This is a genomic window from Streptomyces sp. NPDC001941, from assembly GCF_040296945.1.
Classification (GTDB): domain Bacteria; phylum Actinomycetota; class Actinomycetes; order Streptomycetales; family Streptomycetaceae; genus Streptomyces.
In genome coordinates, this window is sequence record NZ_JBEOYE010000021.1 from 76354 (window position 1) to 100839 (window position 24486).

Genomic DNA, 24486 nt, shown 5'->3' on the forward strand with positions numbered 1-24486 from the left:
GTGGTGGTCGTCGTCGCGCTCGTGGTGGTCGTGGTGCTCGCCGTACTGGCGGGAGTGCACTGGTACGTGTGGCGCCGGCTGGTCCGTGACGTGACCAGGCCCGGCAGCCCCTGGCGCCGGGTCGGCGCGGCGGCGCTGGTCGTCCTGCCGCTGCTGTCGGTCGGGGCGCTCGCCTCGGGGCGGTCCGGGGCGCCCTTCTGGCTGCAGAAGGTGCTCGCCTGGCCGGGCTACCTGTGGCTGGCCCTGCTGCTGTACCTGGTGCTCGCCCTGGTGGTGGGCGAGGTGGTACGGCCGCTGCTGCGGCGCCTCGTGGAGCGCCGGGCCGCCGCGCCCGGTCCCGGCCCCGCCGCAGAGCCGGAGCCCGAGCCGGTCGCGGTGGCCGCCGTCACGGCGCAGCCCGCGCCCGAGGCCCCGGCCGCGTCCGGCCCCGGGCCGCACGAGCCGGGGGAGCGCACCGCTCCCGCCGCCCCGTCCCGCCGGCTGTTCGTGTCGCGGGTCGTCGGGGGCGCGGCAGCGGCGGCGGCCGTGGGGACCGTCGGGTACGGCACGTACGGGGTGCTGCGCGGGCCCCGGGTCAAGCGCGTCACCGTGCCGCTGGCCAAGCTGCCCCGCGCCGCGCACGGCTACCGGATCGCGGTCGTCAGCGACATCCACCTCGGACCGATCCTGGGCCGCGCCCACACCCGGCGCATCGTCGACACCATCAACGCCACCAACCCCGACCTGGTGGCCGTCGTCGGCGACCTGGTGGACGGCAGCGTGGCGGACCTGGGCCCGGCGGCCGAGCCGCTGGCCGGGCTGCGCGCCCGGCACGGCTCGTACTTCGTCACCGGCAACCACGAGTACTTCTCCGGCGCCGACGCCTGGGTCGAGGAGGTGCGGGAGCTGGGCCTGCGCCCGCTGCGCAACGACCGCGTGGAGACGGCGTACTTCGACCTGGCGGGCGTGGACGACGTGGCGGGCGAGAGCGAGGGGCGCGGGCCGGACTTCGGGCGGGCCCTGGGCGACCGCGACCGCACCCGCACGGCGGTGCTGCTGGCCCACCAGCCGGTCGTCATCCACGACGCGGTGCGGCACGGGGTGGACCTCCAGCTGTCCGGGCACACCCACGGCGGGCAGCTCTTCCCCGGCAACCTGATCGCCGACCTGGCCAACCCGACGCTGGCCGGCCTGGAGCGCTACGGGGACACCCAGCTGTACGTGTCGAGGGGCGCGGGGGCGTGGGGACCGCCGGTCCGGGTGGGCGCGCCGTCGGACATCACAGTGGTCCAACTCGCCTCATTCCAGGCATGAGATGACTGTCCGTGAATCGCCGTGTACAAGACCGGCATACATGACTGAATCGATACCTGTGTGGTGAAGCTTTTCCCTTCCGGATGTGAAGGCCGTGTGATTGGGTGAGCGGCATCACGTCGGGGGTGGGCGAAAGGAAGCACGGCCATGCGGTCGATCAGACTGCGAATACTCGTCATCTGTGCCGTTCTGGTCGCCGTGGGGGTGGGGGCCTGGCAGCTCCTTCCCGCCACGAGCGCGAAGAAGAAGGACGCGATCGCGGTCGGCACGACCGACGAGGTGACGTCGCTCGACCCGGCCGGGGCGTACGACGCCGGCTCCTGGGCCATGTACAGCAACGTCTTCCAGTCGCTGCTCACCTTCAAGCAGGGCGCGTCCCTGCCGGTGCCGGACGCCGCGAAGTCCTGCCGGTGGCTGGGCACGGACCTCACGTCGTACGGCTGTGAGCTCCGCGACGACCTGACGTTCTCCAACGGCCGCGGGATCACGGCCGAGGACGTCAAGTACTCCTTCGACCGGATGATGGGCATCAAGGCCGACGCGGGCCCCAGTTCGCTGTTCCCGACCCTGAAGTCGGTGAGCGCGCAGGGCCGGTCGGTGACCTTCAAGCTCTCCGCGCGCGACGCGACGTTCCCGCAGAAGGTCGCCACCGGCGCCGGCTCGATCGTCGACCGCGAGCACTACCCGCGCACCTCGCTGCGCGAGGGCACCGGGGTGGACGGCTCGGGGCCGTACGTGCTCAGGAAGTTCGAGGTCGGCGGCGACGCCGAGCTGGAACCCAACCCCCGCTACAAGGGCGCCCTGGTGAAGCAGGGCGGCCCGGTGACGGTGCGCTACTACAAGGACTCCGACGACATGGCGGACGCCTGGAAGGCGCACCGGATCGACGTCGCCCACCGGCAGATGCCCCCGGAGTTCATCGCGGACATGGACCGCACGAAGGACGGCGTCCGGGTCACCGAGGCCGACAGCGCCGAGATCCGCAACCTGGTCTTCAACGTCCGCAAGGGCGCGCCGCTGGCCAAGAGGGCGGTGCGACAGGCGGTCGCCTCCGTGGTGGACCGGCAGAAGATCGCGGGCAGCGTCTACCACTCGACCGTCGAGCCGCTCTACTCGCTGATCCCGCAGGGCTTCCTCGGCCACACCACGTCGTTCTTCGACCGCTACCCGCAGCCGGACGCCAAGGAGGCGAAGGAGCTGCTGCGGGACGCGGGCGTGCAGACGCCGGTGCGCTTCACGCTGGCGCACCGCGACGGCGAGACCTACGCCGCCGAGGCGGCCGAGCTCAAGCGCGAGCTGGACGCGACCGGGCTGTTCGAGGTCACCGTCAAGCCGGTCGCCTGGAAGACGTTCCTCCAGGAGTACGCGCGCGGGACCTACGACGCGTTCACGGTCGGCTGGCTGCCCGACTTCCCGGACTCCGACAGCTTCACCCAGCCGCTGGTCAGCAGTGGCAACTCGATGCACAACGGCTACGCCAGCAAGGCCGTCGACGGGCTGATCCAGACCACCCAGCAGTACGGGGAGCGCTCCCAGGCCGTCCAGGACTTCAAGGCCATCCAGCAGGAGGTGGCCAAGGACGTGCCGCTCCTCCCGCTGTGGCAGAAGAAGGACTACGTGCTCAGCAGCGGTGACGTGGCGGGCTCGCAGTACCTCACGGACGGCACCGGCATCTGGCGGCTGTGGGAACTCAGCTGGCTCTGACCGGCCGCCCCGGGGTCGTGCACCGGGCGCCTCAGGACTCCTCGGGGTCCCGGGGCGCCTTCGTGCCCTCCGCCCCGCCGTCCCGCGCCTCCTTGCGGTCCTCGCGCACCTTGCGGGCGGCGGCCGCCGTGGCCATGCCGGGCAGGAAGTCGGAGAACAGCTCGTGCACCTCGCGCACCAGCGGGCGCAGCACCCGGAAGCGGGCCAGGGCGACGCCGCGCGCGGTGAGCCGGGCGCCGCGCGCGGCCAGCCGCCTGCTGCGCTCGCTGTCCTCGGAGCGGTCGAAGACCCAGTAGAGGACCAGGCCCATCTGGGACAGCCACATCAGCTCGGGCAGCACGTCGCGCAGTTCGTCCGGGACCTTGGACTTCGCGCCCTCGAGCACCTGGCGGTGCACGTCGATGGCGGCCGCGCGGGCGTGCTCCGACTCGGGGGAGAAGGGGCTGAGCGGGCTCTCGGGGTCGGCGGCGTTCTTGAAGAACTGGGCCGAGAACTCGTGGTAGGGCCGGGCGATGTCGAGCCAGGCGGCCAGCACCCCGGCCATCCGGTCCTCCAGGTCCTTCTCCCGGGCCAGGACCGGCAGGACCGCCGCCTGGTGCTCGGCGGCGATCCGGTCGTAGAAGCCCTGGACCAGGTGCTCCTTGGAGGAGAAGTAGTAGTACGCGTTGCCGACGGAGACCCCGGCCTCCTTCGCGATGGCCCGCATCGTCGTCTTGTCGTAACCGCGCTCCTGGAACAGCCGGAGCGCGGTCTCGAGGATCAGCGTGCGGGTCTGCTCGCTCTTGGGGGCCTTGGCGGGGGCCTGCTCTTCGGTGGCGTCGTTCACGGCGTCGAGCCTAACCGGGGCCGTCGGGCGTACCGCACCGGCCGCCCGCGCACGGATCGGCGGTGAGCTCCCGCCACTTGGCGGCGGCCAGCACGGTCGCCCGGGCGAACGGCGCCCCGGCCGGGGTGGCCAGCCAGTGGGCCTTGGGCCGGTGCTCGGCCAGCGCCCACAGGCACACGATCCAGGCGGCGGTGGAGCGGTAGACCTGTCCGCCGCTGCCGATCACGGTGATCTCCTGGAGCGTGGCCCGGTGGTCCAGCGCGGGGAAGAGCCGCCGGGCCTCCTGCGACCCGGCCGGCACCAGCCGCATCGGGACGAGCCGGCGCTGGCCGAGCAGCCAGTGGCGCAGGTGCACGCAGAGCGCGCAGTGGGCGTCGTAGAGGACGGTGACGCCCGTGACGGGGACCTGCGCGGGACCGGGACCGGGTGCGGGTGCGGGTGCGGGGGCGGGTGCGGCGCCGGGGGCGGCCGGGGTGGCGGTCACGGCCGTCACCGGGCGGGCGCGGCCCAGGGGCCCTTGCCCGGGGCGGGCGGGGTCCAGCCCTGCGGCGGTACGGGCGGGAACTGGCCGCGCTCCAGGACGCCCCGGCGGCGGATCTTGTTCAGTACGTAGACGTTGGCCAGGTGCATCACGCCCAGCACCAGGAGCACCACGCCGAGCTTGACCGACAGGGCCTCGAAGAGCTCGCGGGCGTCGCGCACGGCGGTGTCGCGGCTGAGGTAGAGGGCGACGAAGCCGAAGTTGACCAGGTAGAAGCCGACGACCAGCAGGTGGTTGACGGCGTCCGCGAGCTTCTCGTTCCCGTGCAGGACGTCCGCGAGGAAGACCCGGCCGTTGCGGCTGAGGGTGCGGGCCACCCAGATGGTGAGCGCCACGCTGATGACCAGGTAGGCGATGTACGCGACAACAGTGAGGTCCATGTGCCCCACCTTCCCTTGAACGTGTTCAAAAGCTGGTAGCCCTGACTGTAGGGCTTCTTTTGAACATGTTCAAGCGATGTGCCGACGGGGCGGAAATACAGGGGCGCCGCACCGGAGTGGCGCTTAGGGTCGGCGGCATGACGCTCTCTCATGAACGTGCCGGTGAAGGCCCCGTCGTCCTGCTGCTGCACTCCGGCGTGTGCGACCGCCGCATGTGGGGCCCCCAGCGGGACGCCCTGGTGACGGCCGGGTACCAGGTGCTCGCGCCCGACCTCCGCGGTCACGGCGAGACCCCGGGCGACGCGGGCGACTACAGCGACGCCGAGGACGTACGGGACCTGCTCGACGCCCTCGGCGTCGAACGGGCCGCCGTGGTCGGCGCCTCCTGGGGCGGGCGCGTCGCCCTGGAGTTCGCCGCCCGCCTGCCCGGACGCGTGGACGCGCTCGCCCTGCTCTGCTCGGGCATGCCCGGCCATGAACCGGGCCCGGCCCTGCGGGCGTTCGCCGAGCGCGAGGACGAGCTCCTCGAAGCCGGGGACCTGGCGGGCGCCGCCGCGTACAACGCGGAGTTCTGGCTCGGTCCGGACGCCACCGACGCGGTGCGCGCCCGGGTCGCCGAGATGCAGCGGCACGCCTTCGAGGCGGACCTGGCCGCCGAGGCACGGGCCGTGCCCGAGGACGCCGAACGGGCCCCGGCCGCCCCCGCGCCCCCCGCGCCCGACCTGTCCCGCATCACCGCGCCCGCCCTCGCGGTCGGCGGCGCCCACGACATCGAGGACTTCCGCCGGATCGCGGCCCGGCTGGCCGCGACCCTGCCCGCGGCCCGCCACCTGGAACTGCCCTGGGCGGGCCACCTGCCGTCCCTGGAGCGCCCGGACGAGACCGCGGACCTGCTCCTGGACTTCCTCCGGGAGGCCCGCTCCTGATCCGGGCTAGGGCGTCGCGGGGCAGGCGGGACTTTCGCAACACGCCCTAGGGCTGCTGCTCGTCCCCTGCCGACCGAGTGAACAGGCCCACGTCCCGCAGCACTTCACTGCGCCCCACCCGCGGCACCCGCTCCGCCGCCACCGGCTCCCAGTCCGCACCCGGGCCCGGCCGGTGCTCGAAGCGCGGGCCGCCCAGCACGCACCGGGTCACGCCGTCCGCCGCGCCCCGTCCCACCAGCCGCAGTTCCAGGACCGCGCGCCAGGCCCCGCCCGCGTCCGGCGCCGTCTCGCCCGGGCGCGGCAGCTCGCGCACCACCTCCGCCGCGTACCCCTCGGTGAAGTACCCCAGGTGCCCGCCCGCCCAGCGGCGCTCGGCCAGCAGCGCCCGCAGCCGCGGGTGGTCCACCTCCACCGGGGGCCCCGCCGGTCCCGTCCCGTACACCTCGCGCCGCACCTGCGGGAACGGCTGGCGCAGGGCGCGCGCCGCCGCCTCCTCCAGCCAGGACCGCACCTCCCCGGACCGCTCGCCCACCGCGCGCGCCGGGTGCCACAGCCGCAGCACCGTCCCCGCGCCGCCGACCGGGAGCGCGGTGCCGTCCGGGTCGGCCAGCGCCCAGCCGCCCCCGGTGCGCTCGGGCAGCCCGGCCGTCCAGCCGTCGTCCGCCGCGCTCCTGGCCTCCCACACCAGGGACCGCGCCAGCGCCCCGGTCACCGGGTGGTCGACGTAGTACCGCTCCCAGTCGCCGGCCGGCCACCGGGTGCCCGCGACCAGGTGCTCCTCCAGGCGGGCCCGCTCCACCGGCAGCAGGGCGCGCAGCCGCTTCAGCGCCTCCTTGACCTCCGCGAGCCGCTCCCCGTGCGCCTCGCGCACCTCCTTCGGCGCGGACTTGAGCACCCGGCCCTCCGGCCCGCGGAAGGTGAGCGCGGCGCCCGCCGGGGCCACCGAGAGCACCGCCGTGTACGCCCCCAGCGGCTCCTCCCGCATCCCGCGCGCGTCCAGGCCCGCCGTCGGCACCCCGCGCTCGGCCAGCATCGACGGCGTGAGCCCGCGCCGCGCGGCCACCGCCTCCAGGGACCTGCCGACCGCCTTGGCCAGGGTCCGGTTGCGCACCCGGTGGCGCAGCCGACCCAGCCACTCCACCGCCCGCCCCGCCTCGTCCCCCTCGCGCGCGCCGAGCACCGCCACGGCCGCCGCCGCGACCCTGGGCGCCCGGCACTCGCCGCCCGAACCGCCCCGGCCGGTGCCCGCGTTGAGCGCCAGCTCGCCGAGGACCGGCACCACCCACTCCCGCGCCAGGTCCGCGCTGGCCCACACCAGGCCGCGGGCCAGCCGCTCGTTGGCGTCGCCCGCGATGCCGCGCCGCCGCTCCACGCCGAACGGCCGCGGGGCGACGACCTGGTGCTCGGGCTGCGCGGCCAGCTCGGAGAGCACCGTCCGGGCCAGCTCGTCGCCGCCGGGGACCCGCGCCAGCAGCTCCGCCGCCCGCGCGCGCCAGCGCCCGGACGGCCTGGCCCGGTCCAGGTCCCGGCAGTGCGCGAGGAGCGCGGCGACCCCGGGGCGGGCGAGCAGCGCGGTGTGCGCGGCGCGCACCCGGGGCCCGAACGCGTCCTCGTCGTCCAGGAGGTGGCGCTCCAGGCCGGTGCCGTCGTCGGCCTCGGGGCCGATCAGGGCATCCAGCTCCGCCCGTATCCGCGCGTTCTCCCCGTCCTCGTCCTGTCCGCCCCAGGCCGACAGCGACGCCGTGCGGGCGGCCCGCAGCAGCATCCGGTCGGCGTCCCCGGCCTCGCGCGCGGCGGCCAGCGGCAGGGCGACGAGCGCGCCGAACCGCCGCAGCAGGGTGCCCGGGTCGACCAGCGCCCCGGCCCCCACCAGCCGGGCGAACAGCTCGTCGGCCTCCGCCCCGCTCCAGCCGAGCCGCTGCCCCGCCAGCCACGGCACCTCCCAGCTGCCGGCCCGGTCGGCGTCCGCGTGGCACAGCGTCCGGTGGATCCACAGCGCGGCCCACCGCCGCCCGCCGGGGTCCAGCGACCCCAGCAACTCCCGCACGGCGGCGCCCCCCTGGGTCCGCTGCCGCACCCCCGCCTCGTAGAGCCTGGTCCCCAGGCCCGTGGTCCCCTCCATGACCCTGAAGGTAGGGGACCCCACTGACAGCGCCCGCCCCGGGGCCCGCACCCGGCGCGTGTACGGGGACGGGGCGCCGCCCCGTCCCCGTACACGCCGGACTACCCCTGGACGCTGATGGCCTGCACCGGGCAGGCGCGGGCGGCCTCGCGCACCATCGGGTCCCCGGCGCCGTCCTCGCGGCCCGGCAGCAGCGCGCTGAAGCCGTCGTCGTCCTGGGTGAAGACGCCCGGCGCGGTCAGGGCGCACTGGCCCGCCCCGATGCAGACGTCCGTGTCGATGTCGATGCGCGTCACGGTCACCACTCCACCGGCAGTTCGAGCATGCCCTGGATGGTGTCCCCGGGCTTGAACGGGATCTCCCCGGCGGGCGCGGCGAGCCGCAGTCCGGGCAGTCGCTCGAAGAGCGTGGTGAGGGCGATCTCCATCTCGGCCCGGGCCAGGTTCTGCCCGAGGCACTGGTGGATGCCGAAGCCGAACGCCACGTGGTGGCGGGCCGGGCGGTGCCAGTCGAGCGCGTCCGGCTCGGGGTAGGCGGCGCCGTCGCGGTTGATCACCGAGGTCGAGAAGACCACCCCGTCGCCCTTGGCGACCACCGTCCCCTCGACATCGATGTCCTCGGTCGCCACCCGCAGCATCCCGTCCGCGATCGACAGGAACCGCAGCAGCTCCTCGACGGCCGTGGGCATCAGGGACGGGTCCGCCTTCAGCTCGGCGAACTGCTCCGGGTGCTGGAGCAGCGTGAAGGTGCCCAGCGAGATCATGTTCGCCGTGGTCTCGTGGCCCGCGATGAGCAGGATCAGCGCCAGGTCGGCCAGCTCCCGGCGGTCGAACCGCCCCTCGGCCGCGCTCTGGGCGATCAGCTCGTCCAGGAGGCCCTCCCCGGGATTGTCCCGTTTGCGCTCAACCAGCGCGCCCAGGTAGTCCTCCAGGAGGGTGCGGGCCTTCTCCGCGTCCTCGACGGCGGGCCCGCGCAGCAGCTTGCGGGACTGCTCCTCGAAGAACTCGTGGTCGGCGTAGGGCACCCCGAGCAGGTCGCAGATGACCATCGAGGGCACCGGCAGCGCGAACGCGCTGACCAGTTCGGCACGGTTGCCGTCCTGCTCCATGGCGTCCAGCAGCCCGTCCACCGTCTGCTGGATCATCGGGCGCATGGCGGCGATCCGCCGCACGCTGAAGCTCGGGATGAGCAGCCTGCGCTGGGTGTTGTGCTCGGGGTCGTCGTAGCCGAGCAGGGCGGCCCGCCGCTTGCCGCGCACCACGGCGACCCGCTCGTTCGTCGCCGGGAACGACGCGTTGGTGGAGTCGGTGGAAAGGCGCTGGTCGACGAGGAGCGCGCGGGCGGCGGCGTGTCCGGTGACGACCCAGACGGTGCGGCCGTCGTACAGCGAGACGCGGGTCAGGGGCCGGGCGCGGCGCAGGGGTTCGTAGGCGGCGGGCGGGTGGTAGGGACAGGTGCGGTCCTGGGGGAAGGAAACGGTTTCCGTCATCAGACCTCGCTTGGAAGAGCCGGTCGTACCGATCTCCACTACATGCCCAAGGCACCTAAATGGTCCATGCACAGTTCGGCCAAACTCCCCCGTCCGGCCCAGCCCCCACCGCCCCCGGCGGCCCCTCGGGCGCCTTACGCGCTCAGCGACCGCGCGTAGTTGATCTGCCCCATCACCATGGCGAAGGTCTGCGGGCTGGTCGCCGGGATCATCGTCGCGTGGTGCCGCCCGCCGCTGGTGACCGTGACCTGCACGAACCCGGTCGTCACCTTCTCCTTCATCAGCAGGAACAGCAGCCCCAGGAAGCAGAAGACGAAGAACACGACCGCCAGCACGATCGCCACCGTCGGCATCTTCTCCTCGGTGCGCGACATGTCCGTGGCGTTCCACACCGCGCCCTTGAGCGGCAGGGCCCCGGCGGGCGTCATGATCGAGTCCTGGAGCACGGTGATGTCGCCGATCGCCACCAGCGGCGCCCCCGGCATCCCGCCCGGGACCGGCGGATAGGCGGGGCCCGGGTAGCCGTAACCGCCCGCCGGGCCCGGGTAGCCGTAACCGGCCCCCTGGGTCGGCTGCGCCGGCCCCCACTGGTACTCGCCGCCGCCCCCGGCCTGGTGGCCCCCGCCCCCGGCGTACGGGTTCTGGTTCGGATCGCTCATCTGCTCGTACTCCCCAACGAATCGACTACGCCCGGTACTGGACGCCCCGGGATGCCCGAGGGCCCGCCTCCGTACGGTGAGCGTACAGAAGCGGGCCCTCGGCGGACCGGTGGTCCCGGTGGTCCTGGTGGTCAGAAGCGCCGCGTGATCAGGGCGCGCTTGACCTCCTGGATCGCCTTGGTGACCTCGATGCCGCGCGGGCAGGCGTCCGTGCAGTTGAACGTGGTGCGGCAGCGCCACACGCCGTCCTTGTCGTTCAGGACCTCCAGGCGCTGCTCACCGCCCTCGTCGCGCGAGTCGAAGATGAAGCGGTGCGCGTTGACGATGGCCGCCGGGCCGAAGTACTGCCCGTCGTTCCAGAACACCGGGCAGGACGACGTGCACGCGGCGCACAGGATGCACTTGGTGGTGTCGTCGAACCGCTCGCGGTCCTCGGCGCTCTGCAGGCGCTCGCGCGTCGGCTCGTTGCCCGAGGTGATCAGGAACGGCATCACGTCGCGGTACGCCTGGAAGAACGGCTCCATGTCCACGACCAGGTCCTTCAGGACCGTCAGGCCCTTGATGGCCTCGACCGTGATGGGCTTCTCCGGGTTGATGTCCTTGATCAGCGTCTTGCAGGCGAGCCTGTTCTTGCCGTTGATCCGCATCGCGTCGGAGCCGCAGATGCCGTGCGCGCAGGAGCGCCGGAACGTCAGCGTGCCGTCGACGTCCCACTTGATCTTGTGGAGGGCGTCGAGCACGCGCTCCTTGGGGTCGATCTCGAGCTGGAAGTCCTCCCAGACCGCGTCCTCGGAGACCTCCGGGTTGAACCGGCGGACCCGCAGGGTGACCGTGATCAGGTGCGAGGAGGTCGAGTCGGCCTCGAGCTTGTCCAGGGTCGGGGTAGCCATCAGTACTTACGCTCCATCGGCTGGTAGCGGGTCTGGACGACCGGCTTGTAGTCGAGACGGACGGTCTCGGAGCCGTCGTCGCCGACCTCGCGGTACGCCATGGTGTGGCGCATGAAGTTGACGTCGTCGCGGTTGGGGTAGTCCTCGCGGTAGTGACCGCCGCGGGACTCCTTGCGGGCCAGCGCGGAGACGGCCATGACCTCGGCCAGCTCCAGCAGGTTGCCCAGCTCGATGGCCTCCAGCAAGTCCGTGTTGAACCGCTTGCCCTTGTCCTGGACCGACACGTTCTTGTACCGCGCGCGCAGCTCGGAGATCTTCTCGACGGCCGTCTTGATGGTCTGCTCCGTACGGAAGACCATCACGTTGGCGTCCATCGTCTCCTGCAGCTCGCGGCGCAGGTCCGCGACCCGCTCCGAGCCGGTGGAGTCGCGCAGCGCCTCGACCTGGGCCACGACCAGCGACGCCGGGTCCTCGGGCAGCTCGACGTAGTCGTGCTGCGCCGAGTACTCCGCGGCGGCGATGCCCGCGCGACGGCCGAACACGTTGATGTCGAGCAGCGAGTTGGTGCCCAGGCGGTTGGCGCCGTGCACCGAGACGCAGGCGACCTCGCCGGCGGCGTACAGGCCCGGGACGACGGTGGTGTTGTCGGACAGCACCTCGCCCTGGACGTTGGTCGGGATGCCGCCCATGGCGTAGTGCGCGGTGGGCTGGATCGGGATCGGGTCCGTGTACGGCTCGATGCCGAGGTACGTACGGGCGAACTCGGTGATGTCCGGGAGCTTGGCGTCCAGCTGCTCCGGCGGCAGGTGCGTGAGGTCCAGGTAGACGTGGTCGCCCTCGGGACCGCAGCCGCGGCCCTCGCGGATCTCCGTGTAGATGGAGCGGGACACGACGTCACGGGACGCGAGGTCCTTCATGACCGGCGCGTACTTCTCCATGAAGCGCTCGCCGTCCTTGTTGCGGAGGATGCCGCCCTCACCACGGGCGCCCTCCGTCAGCAGGATGCCCATGCGCCAGATGCCCGTCGGGTGGAACTGGAAGAACTCCATGTCCTCCAGCGGCAGGCCGCGCCGGTAGCAGGCCGCCTGGCCGTCACCGGTGAGGGTGTGCGCGTTGGAGGTCACCTTGAAGAACTTGCCGGTGCCGCCGGAGGCGTAGATGACCGCCTTGGCCTGGAAGACGTGGATCTCGCCGGTGGCCAGCTCGTAGGCGACCACGCCGGCCGACTTCTTGACGCCGTCGACCTCGGTGATCAGCTGGTCCAGGACGTAGAACTCGTTGAAGAACTCCACGCCCTCCTTGACGCAGTTCTGGTACAGCGTCTGGAGGATCATGTGGCCGGTGCGGTCCGCGGCGTAGCAGGACCGGCGCACCGGGGCCTCGCCGTGGTTGCGCGAGTGGCCGCCGAAGCGGCGCTGGTCGATGGTGCCGTTCGGGGTCCGGTTGAACGGCAGGCCCATCTTCTCCAGGTCGAGGACGGCGTCGATGGCCTCCTTCGCCAGGATCTCGGCGGCGTCCTGGTCGACCAGGTAGTCACCGCCCTTGATCGTGTCGAAGGTGTGCCACTCCCAGTTGTCCTCCTCCACGTTGGCCAGCGCGGCGGCCATGCCGCCCTGCGCGGCGCCCGTGTGGGAGCGGGTGGGGTAGAGCTTCGTCAGCACCGCGGTGCGGCTGCGCTTCGTCGACTCGATGGCGGCGCGCATGCCGGCGCCACCGGCGCCGACGATGACGGTGTCGTACTTGTGGATCTTCATGACGTGGATTACCTCAGCCCCGTGCCTAGCGGATGTTCGGGTCGAAGGTGAAGATCACCAGCGTGCCCAGAAGGATGGTGAACACCGTGGCGGTGTACAGCAGGCCCTTGAGCCACAGGCGCGTGTTGGCACGCTCCGCGTAGTCGTTGATGACCGTACGGAGGCCGTTGGCGCCGTGCAGCATGGCCAGCCACAGCATCAGCAGGTCCCAGACCTGCCAGAACGGGGACGCCCAGCGGCCGGCCACGAAGGCGAAGCCGATCTTGGAGACGCCGCCGTCCAGCACCAGCTGGATCAGCAGGTGGCCGAGGACCAGCACGACCAGGACGATGCCCGAGAGGCGCATGAAGAGCCATGCGGCCATCTCGAAGTTGCCGCGGGTCGAGCGCGGGGTCTTGGCGGTGCGCTTGCGGGGGGCCTCGATGAGCGGGGCCGGGTTGTCCACGTCGTAGAGGGAGACGCCCTCGACGGGACCGATCGGGGCGGAAGAGGTCTCAGCGGACATGGTGATCGTCAGCTCCCGAACAGTTCGCGTGCGGCGTGGCCGAGGACCGGGTAGATGGCACCCGCCATCAGCACGATCCAGACGCCCACGACGGTCCAGAGCATCTGCTTCTGGTAGCGCGGGCCCTTGGACCAGAAGTCCACGGCGATGACTCGGAGACCGTTGAGCGCGTGGAAGAGGATGGCGGCGACGAGGCCGTACTCCAGGCACGCGACGATCGGGGTCTTGTACGTGGCGACAACGTCGTCGTACGCCTCGGGGGAGACGCGGACGAGGGCGGTGTCGAGCACGTGTACGAACAGGAAGAAGAAGATGAGGACGCCGGTGACTCGGTGAGCCACCCAGCTCCACATCCCTTCCCGGCCGCGGTACAGCGTTCCAGCCGGCACGGAAAAACCCTCCGGGAGCGGGGATCGGGGTCGGCCGGCTTCAGTGTCGGTCTGACCCGGCCGGGTACGGTCCACCGGCCCCGGTCATCGTAGCGACGACTTGTCGGTTCCCTCGCGCCGGGTCCATAGGTGTGATCAAACAGGCAATCAAACAGGCACGGACGGGCTATCCGGGTGGGCGGAATCCCCCGAGCGGGCGTTCCATGACGGTTCGTCCGTCCCCCGGGGGTGTCCGCCGCCGATCAGCCGGGCGAGCCGCCCCCGGGCGAGCCTGCGCAGCTCCTCGGCCGAGACGGCCCGCTCCTCGTCCGGCTCGTTGCCCAGCCGGGTGCGGATGGCGGCCAGCACCTCGTCGGTGCGCTCGTCCGGGCGCGCGCCGTCCAGGCAGATCACGAAGGGGTGCCCGAAGCCGCTCTCGTACGCCGTGTGGGCGGCCCGCAGCGCGGTGTGGGCGGTGCCCGGGGCGTCCGGGGCCAGCGGCACCGGGTCCTCGTCGGCCAGCGCCTCGTCCAGGTCGGCGCCCGCCAGGTCGTAGCAGGCCTCGTCGGCGGCGGCGAGCAGCGCCTCGCGGGTGGGGTACGGACGGTGGGCGGCCAGCCGCTCGGCCCAGCGGCGGCTGCCGCAGCAGGCGAGCAGGGCGGCCTCGGCGGAGGGCGCCGCGGCCGTGTTGAAGCGCAGCAGGCCCAGCGGGTGGGGGGCGGCCCGGGGCTGGGACGGCAGGTCCGTGGGGTCCGGGGGGAGCGCGGTCGGCAGCGGGGGAGGGACTGCGGGGGTTTCGCTGGACAGCGTGGCGCTCCTGGGCGGTACCGGGACGGAGGGCGGGCAAGGTGAGGGAGGAGGGACACAACGCTATCGACGGTGCGGGGGAGTCGTCCGACGGATGCGCGAATTTCACCCGGAAGGGAGAGTTTCGCCGTGTGTGCTGGACGTCGCCCGGTCATCGTTCGAGGTGTTCCGTGACAGAAGTTGACTTTTGGCGGCGGTAAGTGACGTTCATGGTGATGAGGAAAGAGCCGCGAGGTACGCGGGTGCGAGGAGGTACGGCAGTGATGTGGCCCACCAGGGGACTCGCGGCGGTCGTGGTGGCCGCCGCGGCGCTGACCGCCTGCACCGACGGGGCGGCGGCGCCCCGCGGCGACGACGGGAAGTCCGGCGCCGCCCAGCCCTCGCCGTCCCCCACGCGGGTGTACCCGCTGTCATCCGCGCCCCGCACCGTCCCCTCCGTACAGGCGCACGAGCCGGCCCGCGGACCGGGCTGGAAGCCGGGCGCGGGCAGCGCGGTCGTGGTGGCCGCGGGCAGCGGGGCGCTGGCCGACGAGGCGCGGCTGCTGGCCGGTGAGATCGGCGCCGCCTACCGGGGCACCGCCGCCCCGCGCGCGGGCGACGTGAGCCTGGCCCTCGCCCCGGCCGCGGGCGCCGCCCCCGAGTCGTACGCGCTCACCACCCGCGACGGCCGGGTGAGCGTGACCGGACCCGACGAGGCGGGCGTCTTCTACGGCACCCGCACCCTCAAGCAGGCGCTGCGCTCGGGTGGCACCGTCCCCGAGGGCGTGGTGCGCGACCGGCCCGCCAAGCCGCAGCGCGGGCTCAACCTGGACATCGCCCGCAAGCACTTCCCGGCGGCCTGGATCGAGGACCGGCTGCGCGAGATGGCCGACCTGAAGCTGAACCAGCTGGGCCTGCACTTCTCCGACGACCAGGGCTTCCGCATCGCCTCCGACCGGCACCCCGAGGTGGTCTCGGCCGACCACCTGACCAAGGCCGAGGTGCGCCGGATCCTGGCGCTCGCGGCGAGCCTGCACATCACCGTGGTGCCCGAGATCGACTCGCCCGGGCACCTGGGCGCGGTGATCCGGGCCCACCCGGACCTCCAGCTGCGCGACGCCCGGGGCAGGGCGACGCGCGGCGCGGTGGACATCGGCAACCCGGAGTCGGCGCGGATGGTGGACGACCTGCTCGCCGAGTACGCGGAGCTGTTCCCCGGCGCCTACTGGCACCTGGGCGCCGACGAGTACCGGGCGCTCACGGTGAAGGACCCGGAGGGCTCCTACCCGGCACTGGCCCGCATGGCGCGCCGGGCGCACGGCCCGGGCGGCCGGGTGGCGGACCTGGCGACGGACTGGACCAACGCGCGCGCGGCGGCGGCGCGGGCGGCCGGCAAGAAGCCCAAGGCCTGGAACGACGGCTTCTTCCCGGGCGGCGCGGCGAAGGCCGACGCGGACATCGAGGTCGAGTACTGGACCGGCAAGGAGCTGGGCGCCCGCCGCCCCTCGGAGTACCTGCGCGAGGGCCGCCCGGTGGTGAACCTCAACGACGAGTACCTCTACTACGTGCTCGGCGAGCCCAACACCTTCCGCTACCCCACGGGCCGCCGCATCTACGAGGAGTGGACGCCCCTGGTGCTGCGCGGCACCGAGCCGGTGGACGCCCGCTACGACGGACAGGTCCTGGGCGGCCGCTTCGCCGTCTGGTGCGACTACCGCAACGCCCAGACCCCGGACCAGGTCGCCCACGGCATCCGCCTCCCCCTGGCCGCCACCGCCCAGAAACTCTGGGACGCCCGCAAACCGACCCCGGGCTGGGACGGCTTCAGGAACCTGGTGGACGTGGTGGAGGGACGCAAGGGCTGAGTGCCCTCAACGCGGCGCGAGACCACCGAGGTCAAGGCGGACCGGGAAGGGGACCGGACGCTCCAGGACGCCCCGGAAGATGCCGGCGGACACGTAGGCGGCCGTCGGCGCGTCCAGCTCGTACACGTGGACGACGGGCGCGCCGCCCTCGTCCTCGACGAGCCAGTAGTGCGGGATTCCGGCCTCGGCGTACTTGCGGAGCTTGACGGTGCGGTCGCGGTGGGCGGACTCGGGGGAGACGACCTCGACGACGAGCTTCGTCCCCTCGGGGGCGTACCAGGTCCGGTCGGGGTCGTACGGCTCGGTGGTGACCAGGAGGTCGGGCTCGGGGCGGTTGCGGTCGTCGAGGCGGATCGTCATCTCCCGTTCGACCTCGAGGCCGGCCGGCGCCTGTGCCATGAGCGAGGTGGTCAGGGTCGTGACGAGACGGCCGTGCCACGACCGCTGGGGCGACATCATGAAGACGAGGGCTCCGTCGATCAGCTCGGTGTGGCGCGGCGCGTCCGGGAGATTGTCCAGGTCCTCCGCGAGCCAGCCTTCCTGGCGGGGCGGGACCATCCACTCGGGCAGTGCGGTCATGCCCCCACGGTAGTGGCTGCCACGGCCCCGGGCGGGGGATCGCCCGACGGCCCCCGAAAGGAGGACGACCGGGGTCGCCACCCCCCACAGGAGAGACCCCGGTCGCCGTCCGCCGGGGCCGCAGCACGGCCCCGTACTCCTTTCAGCGCCGACGCTGCGGTTTGTGTCACACCGGTTTCGGGACCCCTTTCCGGAGCGCTCCGTCAGCGGGATGTTGCACGTTGTACAAAATCCGGGCAGACGTGGACGGGGGCCGCGACGAGGACGTAGCGTGCTGCTGCGCGCTGGGCGGCGCGGCGGTGGTGACCAGCCGCGATACGGAACAGGGTGTGTGGGATTGCTGGGGGACGACGCGGAGCTGACCGCCGCGGTGCTCGCGGCGCAGAGCGGGGACGAGAACGCCTTCCGTACTGTGTACCGCGCCGTGCACCCGCGGCTGCTCGGGTACGTCCGCACCCTGGTCGGTGACGGTGACGCCGAGGACGTCGCCTCCGAGGCCTGGCTGCAGATAGCGCGGGACCTGGAGCGCTTCAGCGGTGACGCCGACCGGTTCCGCGGCTGGACCGCCCGGATAGCCCGCAACCGCGCCCTCGACCACATACGGATGCGCGGCAGGCGCCCCGCCGTCGGCGGCGACGAGACCGAGCTGACCGACAAGCCCGCCGCCTCCGACACCGCCGGTGAGGCCATCGAGGCCCTGGCCACCGGGCGCACCCTGGACCTCATCTCCCAGCTCCCGCAGGACCAGGCCGAGGCCGTCGTCCTGCGCGTGGTGGTCGGCCTGGACGCCAAGAGCGCCGCCGTCACCCTCGGCAAGCGCCCCGGCGCCGTGCGCACCGCCGCCCACCGCGGGCTCAAGCGGCTCGCCGAACTCCTCGGCGTCGAGGGCCCCTTGGACGACACCGTGGACGGTTCCCTGGCGGGGGAGGGTGCGCTCGACGCCGTACCGCCGCAGCCCGGCCCCCGCGGGGGCACCGCGCGCCCCACCGGTGTGACGCATTCCGTCGCGCGGACGCAGAAGGACATGTGATGGCCGACGAGCGGTACGAGTGGCTCGATCAGGACACCGCGGAGCGCCTGCTGCGCGGTGAACCGGTCGAACCCGTCGACGATCACGCCCGGGCCCAGGCCCGCAGGCTCTCCGACGCCCTGGACCACACCCGGGCGCGCCCCGGCTTCGACGCCCCGCTGCCCGGCGAGGAGGCCGCCCTCGCCGCGTACCGCGAGGCCCGCTCGCCCGCCCCGGCCCGCGCGGCGGCCACCGGCCACTCCGGCGACCTGGGCGAGGTACGGCTCTCCGGGCCGGTGCGCCCGCTGCGCTGGGCCCGCCCGGTGCGCTGGGGCCTCGCGGTCTCGCTGGCCGGGCTCGCGGCCGGCGGCGTGGCCGTGGCGGCGGGCGTCGGCGTGCTGCCCGGCTTCGACCGCGACCCCGGGCCCGCCGCCTCCGTGACGGCGGCGGCCACCCCGGACCCGGTGCTCACCCCGAGCCCCGAGGACCGGCCGACCCCGGGACCGTCCGCCTCCGCGAGCCCGGGCGGCGGCCCCTCCGCGTCCGTGCCCCCGCCCGTCGGGTCCCCGTCCGGCCACGAGGCGGCCAACGCCGGGACGACGGCGGGCCCCGAGGACCGGGAGACCGGGGCGGGCGAGCACCCGGCCGCGACCGGTGGCGGCGGCTCCCGCGAGGACCTGGCCCGGCTCACGGCCACCACCTGCCGCGCCTACCGCGACGGCTCGCTGGACGGCGCCCGCCGCGACCGGCTGGAGAAGGCGGCCAAGGGCCCCGCCAACGTCGAGCGGTTCTGCGACCGCGTGCTGGACGACGACGGCCGGGGCGGCGACGGTGGCGGCCGGGGCGACTCCGGCGGCACCGGGCACGCGCCGGGCGACCCGCACCCGGGCCGGCCGGGCGGCTCCGGCGGCCCCGGCTCGGGTGGTCCCGGCGGCGGGGGCGCGGCCCCCTCGATCACTTTCGCGCCGGTTCCGATGACGGCCGCCTCCCCGGCAAACCGCCCCTGACCTGCGGATCTTTCTGCGGTCCGGTGGGGGTGTGACACTTTTCGAGCCGTCGACGCTGTACTGAATGAGCCGACTGGTCATCGGCCGCGCGACGAGCCGGGGTTCCCCCCGTACCTACGGCTCAGCGCACACGGCGCGGGCGGGACACGTTCCCCCGGTCCTGCCCGCGCCCCTCACTCCCCCCGGCCCCGTGCCCTACCAGTGGACGACGACCTTGTCGCCGGTCCGCACCTGGTCGAAGAGCGCCGAGATCTTCGCCTTGTCCCGGACGTTCACGCAGCCGTGCGAGGCGCCCGCGTAGCCGCGCGCCGCGAAGTCCGAGGAGTAGTGCACGGCCTGGCCGCGGCTGAAGAACATCGCGTACGGCATGGGCGTGTGGTAGATCGTCGAGACGTGGTCGCGGCTCTTGAAGTCCACCTTGAAGGTGCCCTCGCGGGTCGGGGTGTTCTCCGAGCCGAAGCGGACGTCCATCGCCGACACCACCTTGCCGTCGATCATCCAGGCGAGCGTGCGGCTCTCCTTGGAGATGCACAGCACCCGGCCGGTCATGCAGCGCGCGTCGGGCTTGTCCAGCTTGTTGGTGGTCGGCGGGTTCAGCTCCGCCTTGGACGGCTGGTGCGTCATCCCGAGGAGCTTCTGCCAGGTGCCCTCGTCCACCGAGCCGGTCGCCGGGACCTGGCGCTTCTTCTGGAACGCCGTCACCGAGGCCGCCGTCATCGAGCCGTAGAAGCCGGTGGGGTTGCGGTCGAAGTAGCCGAGCTGGCCGAGCCGCGCCTGCAGCTCGCGCACCTGCTCGTTCTCGGTGCCCTTGGCCATCAGCACCTTCGCGGCCGGCTGCGCGGGGGTCTCCTTCGCGGAGGGCGCCTCGGAGGACGAACCGTTCGGCGTCTGCCCGCCCTTGCCGTCCGCGCCGCCGTCGGAGGAGCCCGCCGGGGCCGAGGCGGCCGGGGCCGGGGTGCGGCCGGGCCCGTCGGCGCCTATGGCCTGGGCGCTGCACCCACTGGCCAGGGCCACCGCGGCGGCGGCCATGAGTGCTCTGCGTATGACGGACGTGCGGTGCATGAGTGCCCCCCGGGTTCCCTGTGTGTACGTAGGGATGGTTCCGCAGGGACCCCCGGTTGCGCACCGGCTGCCAGCAGGGTGTTACGGAACGGGAACAGAACGCGCACGCGACGCGGAGACGGTCCCGGCGCGGGGCCGGTGGGGGCGTCCCGCCCTGTGGGACCGGTGGGCCCGTTGTCGTACCCCCGTGCGAAACTCCTCCCCATGCTGGGTGTCATCGACCTCTCGACCTATCTCGTCGGCCTGCTGCTCATCGTGCTGCTGCCCGGGCCGAACTCGCTGTACGTGCTGTCCGTCGCGGCCCGCAAGGGCGTGCGCTCGGGGTACGCGGCGGCGGCCGGCGTCTTCACCGGCGACGCGATCCTGATGACGCTCGCCGCCCTGGGCGCGGCCTCGCTGCTCCAGACCACCCCGCTGCTCTTCCTGGTGGTGAAGTACGCGGGCGCGGGCTACCTGACCTGGATGGCCGTCGGCATGCTCCGCTCGGCGTACGGGATGTGGCGCTCGCGCGGCCAGGCGCTGGCCGAGGCCGCCGAGGGCGGCGGCCAGCCCAAGGGGTCGCTGGAGCGGCCCTACCGGCGCGCCCTGGTCGTCAGCCTGTTCAACCCCAAGGCCATCCTGTTCCTGGTCTCCTTCTTCGTGCAGTTCGTCGACCCGGACTACGCCTACCCGGCGCTGTCCTTCCTGGTCCTGGGCGGCCTGCTGCAGCTGGCGAGCTTCCTGTACCTGACCACGCTGATATTCGGCGGCACCCGGCTGGCCGCCGCCTTCCGCCGCCGCAGGCGCCTCTCGGCGGGCGCCACCACCGCGGCGGGCGCCCTGTTCCTCGGCTTCGCGGTGAAGCTGACCCTCGCCTGACGGGGCCGTTCCGCGGGCCCCTCCCGGTGGCCCGTCCCGACCCCTGTCGCCCGGGCCCTCACCCCCGTACGCGCCGCCGCAGTGCGCGCGCCCCGCGGGCCAGGCGGCGCAGCCGGGCGTGGTGGGGCAGCGGGACGCCGCCCGGCAGGTCCAGGACCGTGAGGCGGCGGCGCTTGAAGTAGGGCCGGGTGCGCGGGGAGAGGTGGGCGGCCAGGTAGGCGTGCGCCGCCCCGCGCAGGTCCGGCCTGATCCGCGGCTGCATCGCGTACCCGACGGCGGCCACGAGCCCGTCCAGCGGGCCGGTGTCCCCGGTACCGCCCCCGGCGCCGCCCCCGGCGTCCGGCGCCTCCAGGTCCCGTACGGTCGCGTCCACCAGGGTCAGCGGGATCCGGTTGCTGTTCTGGTACGGGGTCAGGCGGTCCAGGACGTCCCGGGTGCCGACCCGGGCCGTGGCGATCCCGTAGAACGACGACGCGGTCAGCAGCGCCGTCGAGAAGCAGCCCGCCACCAGCGCGGGCCGTAGCCGCCGGAAGAGCACCTCGGCCAGCACCGGCCGCTCCACCACGCTCAGTTCGGCGCCGAGCCGCGCCGCCTCCCGCTCCAGCTCGCGCGACCAGGACGGCGGCGCCACCGGGTGCGGCTTGAAGACCAGCCTGCGGTGCCCGGCGGCGACCGCGCCGCGCACCATCCGCAGGTGCAGCCCGGCCTCCTCCTCGGCGCTCAGGATGCCCAGGGCCGACAGGTACTGGCCGAGCAGCAGCGCGCCGCCCTCCGGCAGGCCGGGGCCGGGGCCGGCGCCCCGGTCGGCCAGCTCGTCGACGACCTTGGTGAACGCCGAGGTGGGCACCAGGTGCGCGACCGCCCCGAACTCGGCCAGCAGCAGCGGCGCGAGGCCCGGCACCAGGTCCAGGTGGAGCAGCCGGCGCACCCGCTCGCCGACCAGTGGGTCGATCCTGCTGCGGGTCGGCCCGTAGCTCATCAGCCCGTCCGCGTACACGTCCACGGGCGCCTCGGGGAACAGCTGGGCGACCGTGAGCGCGGGCGTCACCTGGATCGACTCCAGGGCCAGTTCGACCCGGTCCTCGCCGAGGCCCCACAGCAGCCGTACGTACCGCTCCCACAGCGGCAGGTCGTCGGCGCGGGGCGTCCAGCCGCCGGGGTGGAAGGGCGCGATCGCCTCGTTCCACGACAGCACCCCGTCGAACCGCTCGCGCAGCCGGGCGAAGCCGGGCATCCGGTCCAGCGGCGGCGTCGTCTCCGGGGTCGCCGCGTTGTTGGAGACCAGCAGCAGCCGCCGGTCGGCCGGGCCGAACAGGCCGCTGTCCAGGGCGGCGGCCAGGGTCGCCGCCCCGTACAGCGTGGAGGCGAAGAAGATCTGCGTGGTGCGCCCGCTCATCGCGCGGCCCCCGGCACCCGGGTCCGGACCGCGCCGGAGCCGCCGCCCGGCACCGGGCGCAGCCGTAGCCTGCGCAGCCGGGAGGCGCGCTCGGCGTCCATCGAGTCCAGGGCTTCGCGCAGGACGTCCTGCGGCATCCCGCGCAGTGCCGCCGCGCCCATCGCGCGCAATTTCCTGGCCACCGCCGGTTCGAACCTCTTCACGGATCCCAGGTGATGGGAAATCACCGCGCAATAGGTGCGCACCGCTTTCGGGAGAAGGCGGTCCGCATCGGGGTCCTTCGCCGTTTCCTCGATCACCTGGTCGAAAGCGCGGATGAAATCGAGCTGACGAATGTCGCCGATTTGTGTGAGGGAGGAGGAGACGCCGCGCCGGTAGAAGATCGACAACGAGCCGACCGCGGCGAACGAATCCGCCTCCCGGTGCAGCCGCCAGATCCAGGGCCGGTCCTCGGCCGTGCGCAGCCCGTCGGTGAAGTGCAGCAGCCCGCGCTCCTTCAGCCGCCGGTGGTAGAGCCCGGCCCAGGCGTAGGGGTAGTCCACCGACGTCGAGCGGTCGGCGGGCAGGATCGCGTCGCGCGGGTGCAGCGCCTCGCCGCGCCGGCCGACCGGGACCCGGTGCACGGAGCGGGCCCGCGCGGTGCACTGGACGTGGTCGGTGCGCACGAAGTCCACCCCCAACTCCTCGATGGCGCACAGGAGTCGGGCGAAGTGACCGGGGGCCGTCCAGTCGTCCCCGTCCAGGAACGCGAGGTACTCCCCGCGGGCCGCGTCCAGCCCGGTGTTGCGCGCCGTGGCGAGCCCGCCGTTGCGCTCGTGTCTGAGCAGGACCACCCCCGGGACCTCCCGCTCCGCGCGCTGCAGGAGCTCCAGCGTCCCGTCCGTCGAGCAGTCGTCGACCAGCAGGAACTCGAAGTCCTCGCGGGCGTTCGCCCGCAGGCTCGCCAGGGTGTCGGAGGCATAGGAACGCACGTTGTAGAACGGCACTACGACCGAGAGCTTGACCACCCGCCAGACGTTAATCGCCACCCCCGGCATTCGCCCTGACGAGGACCCGGACGAGGAGTGAACGGCGAGCGGCGAGCCTGTTAACCGGTGCGCCAACGACCTTGATTCATAGGCTTTTTCAAGGTTCGTAGTCGCGCTGTTCACTCGCTGTTGCGATCGAGTTGGGCCGACAAACGGAATGCCTTTCTAACGTCCCTTCCGTGCCAACACGTATCGCCGTGCTCGCCGACTCCGACACCCGCTGGAAATGGGGCGCGCTCACCGCGCGCCGCCTCGCACCCGAAGGAGCCCACCTCACAGGACTGCTGCTGCGCGGCCGGGCCACCCCGACCCCGCGCCAGCTCGACGAGGTCGGGGTGCGCGCGGACGAACTGCGCGAGGTCACCGGCGCCGGCTTCCTGCGCGCGGTACGGGAGGAGGGCTACGACCTCGTCGTCCTCGCCCTCGTCGGCGGCACCGTCCAGGCGGTGCTGCACGGCCTGGCCGCGCTCGCGCTGCCCCGCAGGCCCGTCCTGGTGACCGGGTACGTCGGCGTGGTCTACGAGAAGCTCGCCGACGGGCTGCTGCTGCGCCACGGCGCCGACGTGGTCCTCGCCAACTCGGCCCACGACGCCGGGCGGTTCCGCGCGGTGTACGAGGGCGTGGGCGCCGACGCCGCCGCGGTCACCGAGGCGGCGCTGCCCTTCCTGGGCGGGGCGCCCTACGCGCCGCGCCCCGACCGGGACACGCTCGTCTTCGCCGCCCAGCCCTCGGTGCCCGCCACCCGCGAGGAGCGCGCCTACCTGCTGCGCCGGCTGGTCGGCCACGCCCGGCTGCACCCCGACCGCGAGGTGCTCCTGAAGCTGCGCTCCAAGCCGGGCGAGCACACCACGCACGTGGAGGAGCTCCCGTACCAGCGCCTTGTCCGCGACCTCTCCGCCCCGCCCAACTTCCGCCTGGTGTACGGGAACATGGGCGAGCTCCTGGACCGCACCGACCTGCTGGTCACCGTCTCCTCCACGGCGGCCCTGGAGGCCCTGCACCGCGAGGTGCCCACCGCCGTCCTCACCGACCTCGGCGTGCGCGAGGCGCTGGGCAACCACCACTTCCTCGGCTCCGGGCTGCTCACCTCCTGGGACCGGCTCGACGACGAGCACCGCCCGCGCCCCGACCCGGAGTGGCTCGCCCGCCAGGGCGTGTGCGCCGACGGCAGCTACCCGGGCGCCTTCGACACCGCCCGCGCCCGCGTCGCCGCCCTCCTCGCCCGGGACCGGCTGCCGCCGCTCGCGCCCTACTACACGTCCGAGACCGCCACCGGCTACCTGCCCGGCGTGCTCGCCCGCCACCGGTACGACCCGGACGGCCCCGCCCCCGGGCGGGCCGGCGGGGTGCGCCGCCTGGTGCGCGAGGCCGCCCGCGGCGCCTACCGGCACGGCGTGCAGCGCGTCGCCCCCGTCATCCGCCGCCTGGGAGAACTCTGA

Annotated in this window: 24 protein-coding genes; 8 read left to right on the top strand and 16 right to left on the bottom strand. The window is 73.5% G+C overall.

The features are described 5' to 3' along the window. Positions 1-3 precede the first annotated feature (3 nt). Both ABT160_RS16960 and ABT160_RS16965 read left to right on the top strand, forming a co-directional pair. A complete protein-coding gene (locus ABT160_RS16960) occupies positions 4-1293 on the top strand; it encodes a metallophosphoesterase (protein ID WP_502984245.1) in 1290 nt (429 codons plus the stop codon). Positions 1294-1440: 147 nt separating this feature from the next. Then, entirely contained in the window at positions 1441-2997 is a 1557-nt protein-coding gene (locus ABT160_RS16965; RefSeq protein ID WP_351648234.1) for an ABC transporter substrate-binding protein, read from the top strand. Positions 2998-3028: 31 nt separating this feature from the next. On the opposite strand, the gene ABT160_RS16970 is transcribed toward ABT160_RS16965, so the two are convergent. Genes ABT160_RS16970 through ABT160_RS16980 form a run of 3 tightly spaced genes read right to left on the bottom strand, consistent with a single transcriptional unit; the run spans position 3029 to position 4744 of the window. Further along, positions 3029-3823, bottom strand: a complete 795-nt coding sequence (locus tag ABT160_RS16970; protein WP_351648235.1) for a TetR/AcrR family transcriptional regulator — start codon at positions 3821-3823, stop codon at positions 3029-3031. 10 nt (positions 3824-3833) lie between these two features. Continuing rightward, entirely contained in the window at positions 3834-4307 is a 474-nt protein-coding gene (locus tag ABT160_RS16975; protein ID WP_502984240.1) for a thiol-disulfide oxidoreductase DCC family protein, read from the bottom strand. Between the two features lie 5 nt (positions 4308-4312). After that, a complete protein-coding gene (locus ABT160_RS16980) occupies positions 4313-4744 on the bottom strand; it encodes a hypothetical protein (protein WP_351648237.1) in 432 nt (143 codons plus the stop codon). A 137-nt stretch (positions 4745-4881) separates the two neighbouring features. Between ABT160_RS16980 and ABT160_RS16985 the strand changes: the two genes are divergently transcribed. Then, positions 4882-5670, top strand: coding sequence for an alpha/beta fold hydrolase (locus tag ABT160_RS16985; protein WP_351648238.1), 789 nt, complete (start codon positions 4882-4884; stop codon positions 5668-5670). Positions 5671-5716: 46 nt separating this feature from the next. Here ABT160_RS16985 and ABT160_RS16990 read toward each other — a convergent pair whose 3' ends face one another. The 9 genes from ABT160_RS16990 to ABT160_RS17030 all read right to left on the bottom strand — a co-directional run bounded on the left by ABT160_RS16990 (position 5717) and on the right by ABT160_RS17030 (position 14231). Beyond that, entirely contained in the window at positions 5717-7792 is a 2076-nt protein-coding gene (locus tag ABT160_RS16990; RefSeq protein ID WP_351648239.1) for a DUF4132 domain-containing protein, read from the bottom strand. A gap of 101 nt (positions 7793-7893) precedes the next feature. Further along, positions 7894-8088: a ferredoxin gene (locus ABT160_RS16995; protein ID WP_351648241.1), complete on the bottom strand. Its 195-nt coding sequence runs from the start codon at positions 8086-8088 to the stop codon at positions 7894-7896. Between the two features lie 2 nt (positions 8089-8090). After that, positions 8091-9281, bottom strand: coding sequence for a cytochrome P450 (locus ABT160_RS17000; protein ID WP_351648242.1), 1191 nt, complete (start codon positions 9279-9281; stop codon positions 8091-8093). A gap of 134 nt (positions 9282-9415) precedes the next feature. Next, positions 9416-9940, bottom strand: a complete 525-nt coding sequence (locus ABT160_RS17005; protein WP_351648243.1) for a hypothetical protein — start codon at positions 9938-9940, stop codon at positions 9416-9418. Between the two features lie 131 nt (positions 9941-10071). Continuing rightward, positions 10072-10830, bottom strand: coding sequence for a succinate dehydrogenase iron-sulfur subunit (locus ABT160_RS17010; protein WP_351648245.1), 759 nt, complete (start codon positions 10828-10830; stop codon positions 10072-10074). Beyond that, positions 10830-12584, bottom strand: coding sequence for a succinate dehydrogenase flavoprotein subunit (gene sdhA, locus ABT160_RS17015; protein WP_351648246.1), 1755 nt, complete (start codon positions 12582-12584; stop codon positions 10830-10832). The genes ABT160_RS17010 and sdhA overlap by 1 nt, the downstream gene beginning before the upstream one ends. Positions 12585-12609: 25 nt before the next feature. Further along, positions 12610-13089, bottom strand: a complete 480-nt coding sequence (locus ABT160_RS17020) for a succinate dehydrogenase hydrophobic membrane anchor subunit (RefSeq protein ID WP_351648247.1) — start codon at positions 13087-13089, stop codon at positions 12610-12612. A gap of 8 nt (positions 13090-13097) precedes the next feature. Next, positions 13098-13478 (bottom strand): succinate dehydrogenase, cytochrome b556 subunit, encoded by a 381-nt coding sequence (gene sdhC, locus ABT160_RS17025; RefSeq protein ID WP_351648249.1) that lies wholly within the window; start codon positions 13476-13478, stop codon positions 13098-13100. A gap of 147 nt (positions 13479-13625) precedes the next feature. Beyond that, a complete protein-coding gene (locus ABT160_RS17030; protein ID WP_502984246.1) occupies positions 13626-14231 on the bottom strand; it encodes a 2-oxo-4-hydroxy-4-carboxy-5-ureidoimidazoline decarboxylase in 606 nt (201 codons plus the stop codon). A gap of 296 nt (positions 14232-14527) precedes the next feature. On the opposite strand from ABT160_RS17030, the gene ABT160_RS17035 reads away from it, so the two are divergent. Continuing rightward, a complete protein-coding gene (locus tag ABT160_RS17035) occupies positions 14528-16108 on the top strand; it encodes a beta-N-acetylhexosaminidase (protein ID WP_351648250.1) in 1581 nt (526 codons plus the stop codon). Between the two features lie 6 nt (positions 16109-16114). Here the strand turns inward: ABT160_RS17035 and ABT160_RS17040 are convergent, their stop codons facing one another. Next, complete coding sequence (locus ABT160_RS17040) at positions 16115-16687, bottom strand: Uma2 family endonuclease (RefSeq protein ID WP_351648251.1); 573 nt, start codon at positions 16685-16687, stop codon at positions 16115-16117. A gap of 337 nt (positions 16688-17024) precedes the next feature. On the opposite strand from ABT160_RS17040, the gene ABT160_RS17045 reads away from it, so the two are divergent. Continuing rightward, positions 17025-17717 (top strand): RNA polymerase sigma factor, encoded by a 693-nt coding sequence (locus ABT160_RS17045; protein ID WP_351648278.1) that lies wholly within the window; start codon positions 17025-17027, stop codon positions 17715-17717. Continuing rightward, on the top strand, positions 17717-18703 hold the full coding sequence (locus tag ABT160_RS17050; protein ID WP_351648253.1) for a hypothetical protein: 987 nt from the start codon (positions 17717-17719) through the stop codon (positions 18701-18703). The genes ABT160_RS17045 and ABT160_RS17050 overlap by 1 nt, the downstream gene beginning before the upstream one ends. A 195-nt stretch (positions 18704-18898) precedes the next feature. On the opposite strand, the gene ABT160_RS17055 is transcribed toward ABT160_RS17050, so the two are convergent. Beyond that, positions 18899-19732 carry a L,D-transpeptidase family protein gene (locus ABT160_RS17055; protein WP_351648254.1) on the bottom strand — a complete coding sequence of 278 codons (834 nt, stop codon included), beginning with the start codon at positions 19730-19732 and terminating at the stop codon, positions 18899-18901. A 237-nt stretch (positions 19733-19969) separates the two neighbouring features. Here ABT160_RS17055 and leuE point away from each other — a divergent pair, with 237 nt between their 5' ends. Continuing rightward, the gene (gene leuE / locus ABT160_RS17060; RefSeq protein ID WP_351648255.1) at positions 19970-20623 is read left to right on the top strand and encodes a leucine efflux protein LeuE; all 654 of its coding nucleotides are present in this window, start codon (positions 19970-19972) and stop codon (positions 20621-20623) included. 58 nt (positions 20624-20681) lie between these two features. On the opposite strand, the gene ABT160_RS17065 is transcribed toward leuE, so the two are convergent. Both ABT160_RS17065 and ABT160_RS17070 read right to left on the bottom strand, forming a co-directional pair. Beyond that, positions 20682-22019: an alpha-2,8-polysialyltransferase family protein gene (locus ABT160_RS17065; RefSeq protein ID WP_351648257.1), complete on the bottom strand. Its 1338-nt coding sequence runs from the start codon at positions 22017-22019 to the stop codon at positions 20682-20684. After that, positions 22016-23026 (bottom strand): glycosyltransferase family 2 protein, encoded by a 1011-nt coding sequence (locus ABT160_RS17070; protein WP_351648279.1) that lies wholly within the window; start codon positions 23024-23026, stop codon positions 22016-22018. The genes ABT160_RS17065 and ABT160_RS17070 overlap by 4 nt, the downstream gene beginning before the upstream one ends. Positions 23027-23226: 200 nt before the next feature. Here ABT160_RS17070 and ABT160_RS17075 point away from each other — a divergent pair, with 200 nt between their 5' ends. After that, entirely contained in the window at positions 23227-24486 is a 1260-nt protein-coding gene (locus ABT160_RS17075) for a DUF6716 putative glycosyltransferase (protein ID WP_351648258.1), read from the top strand.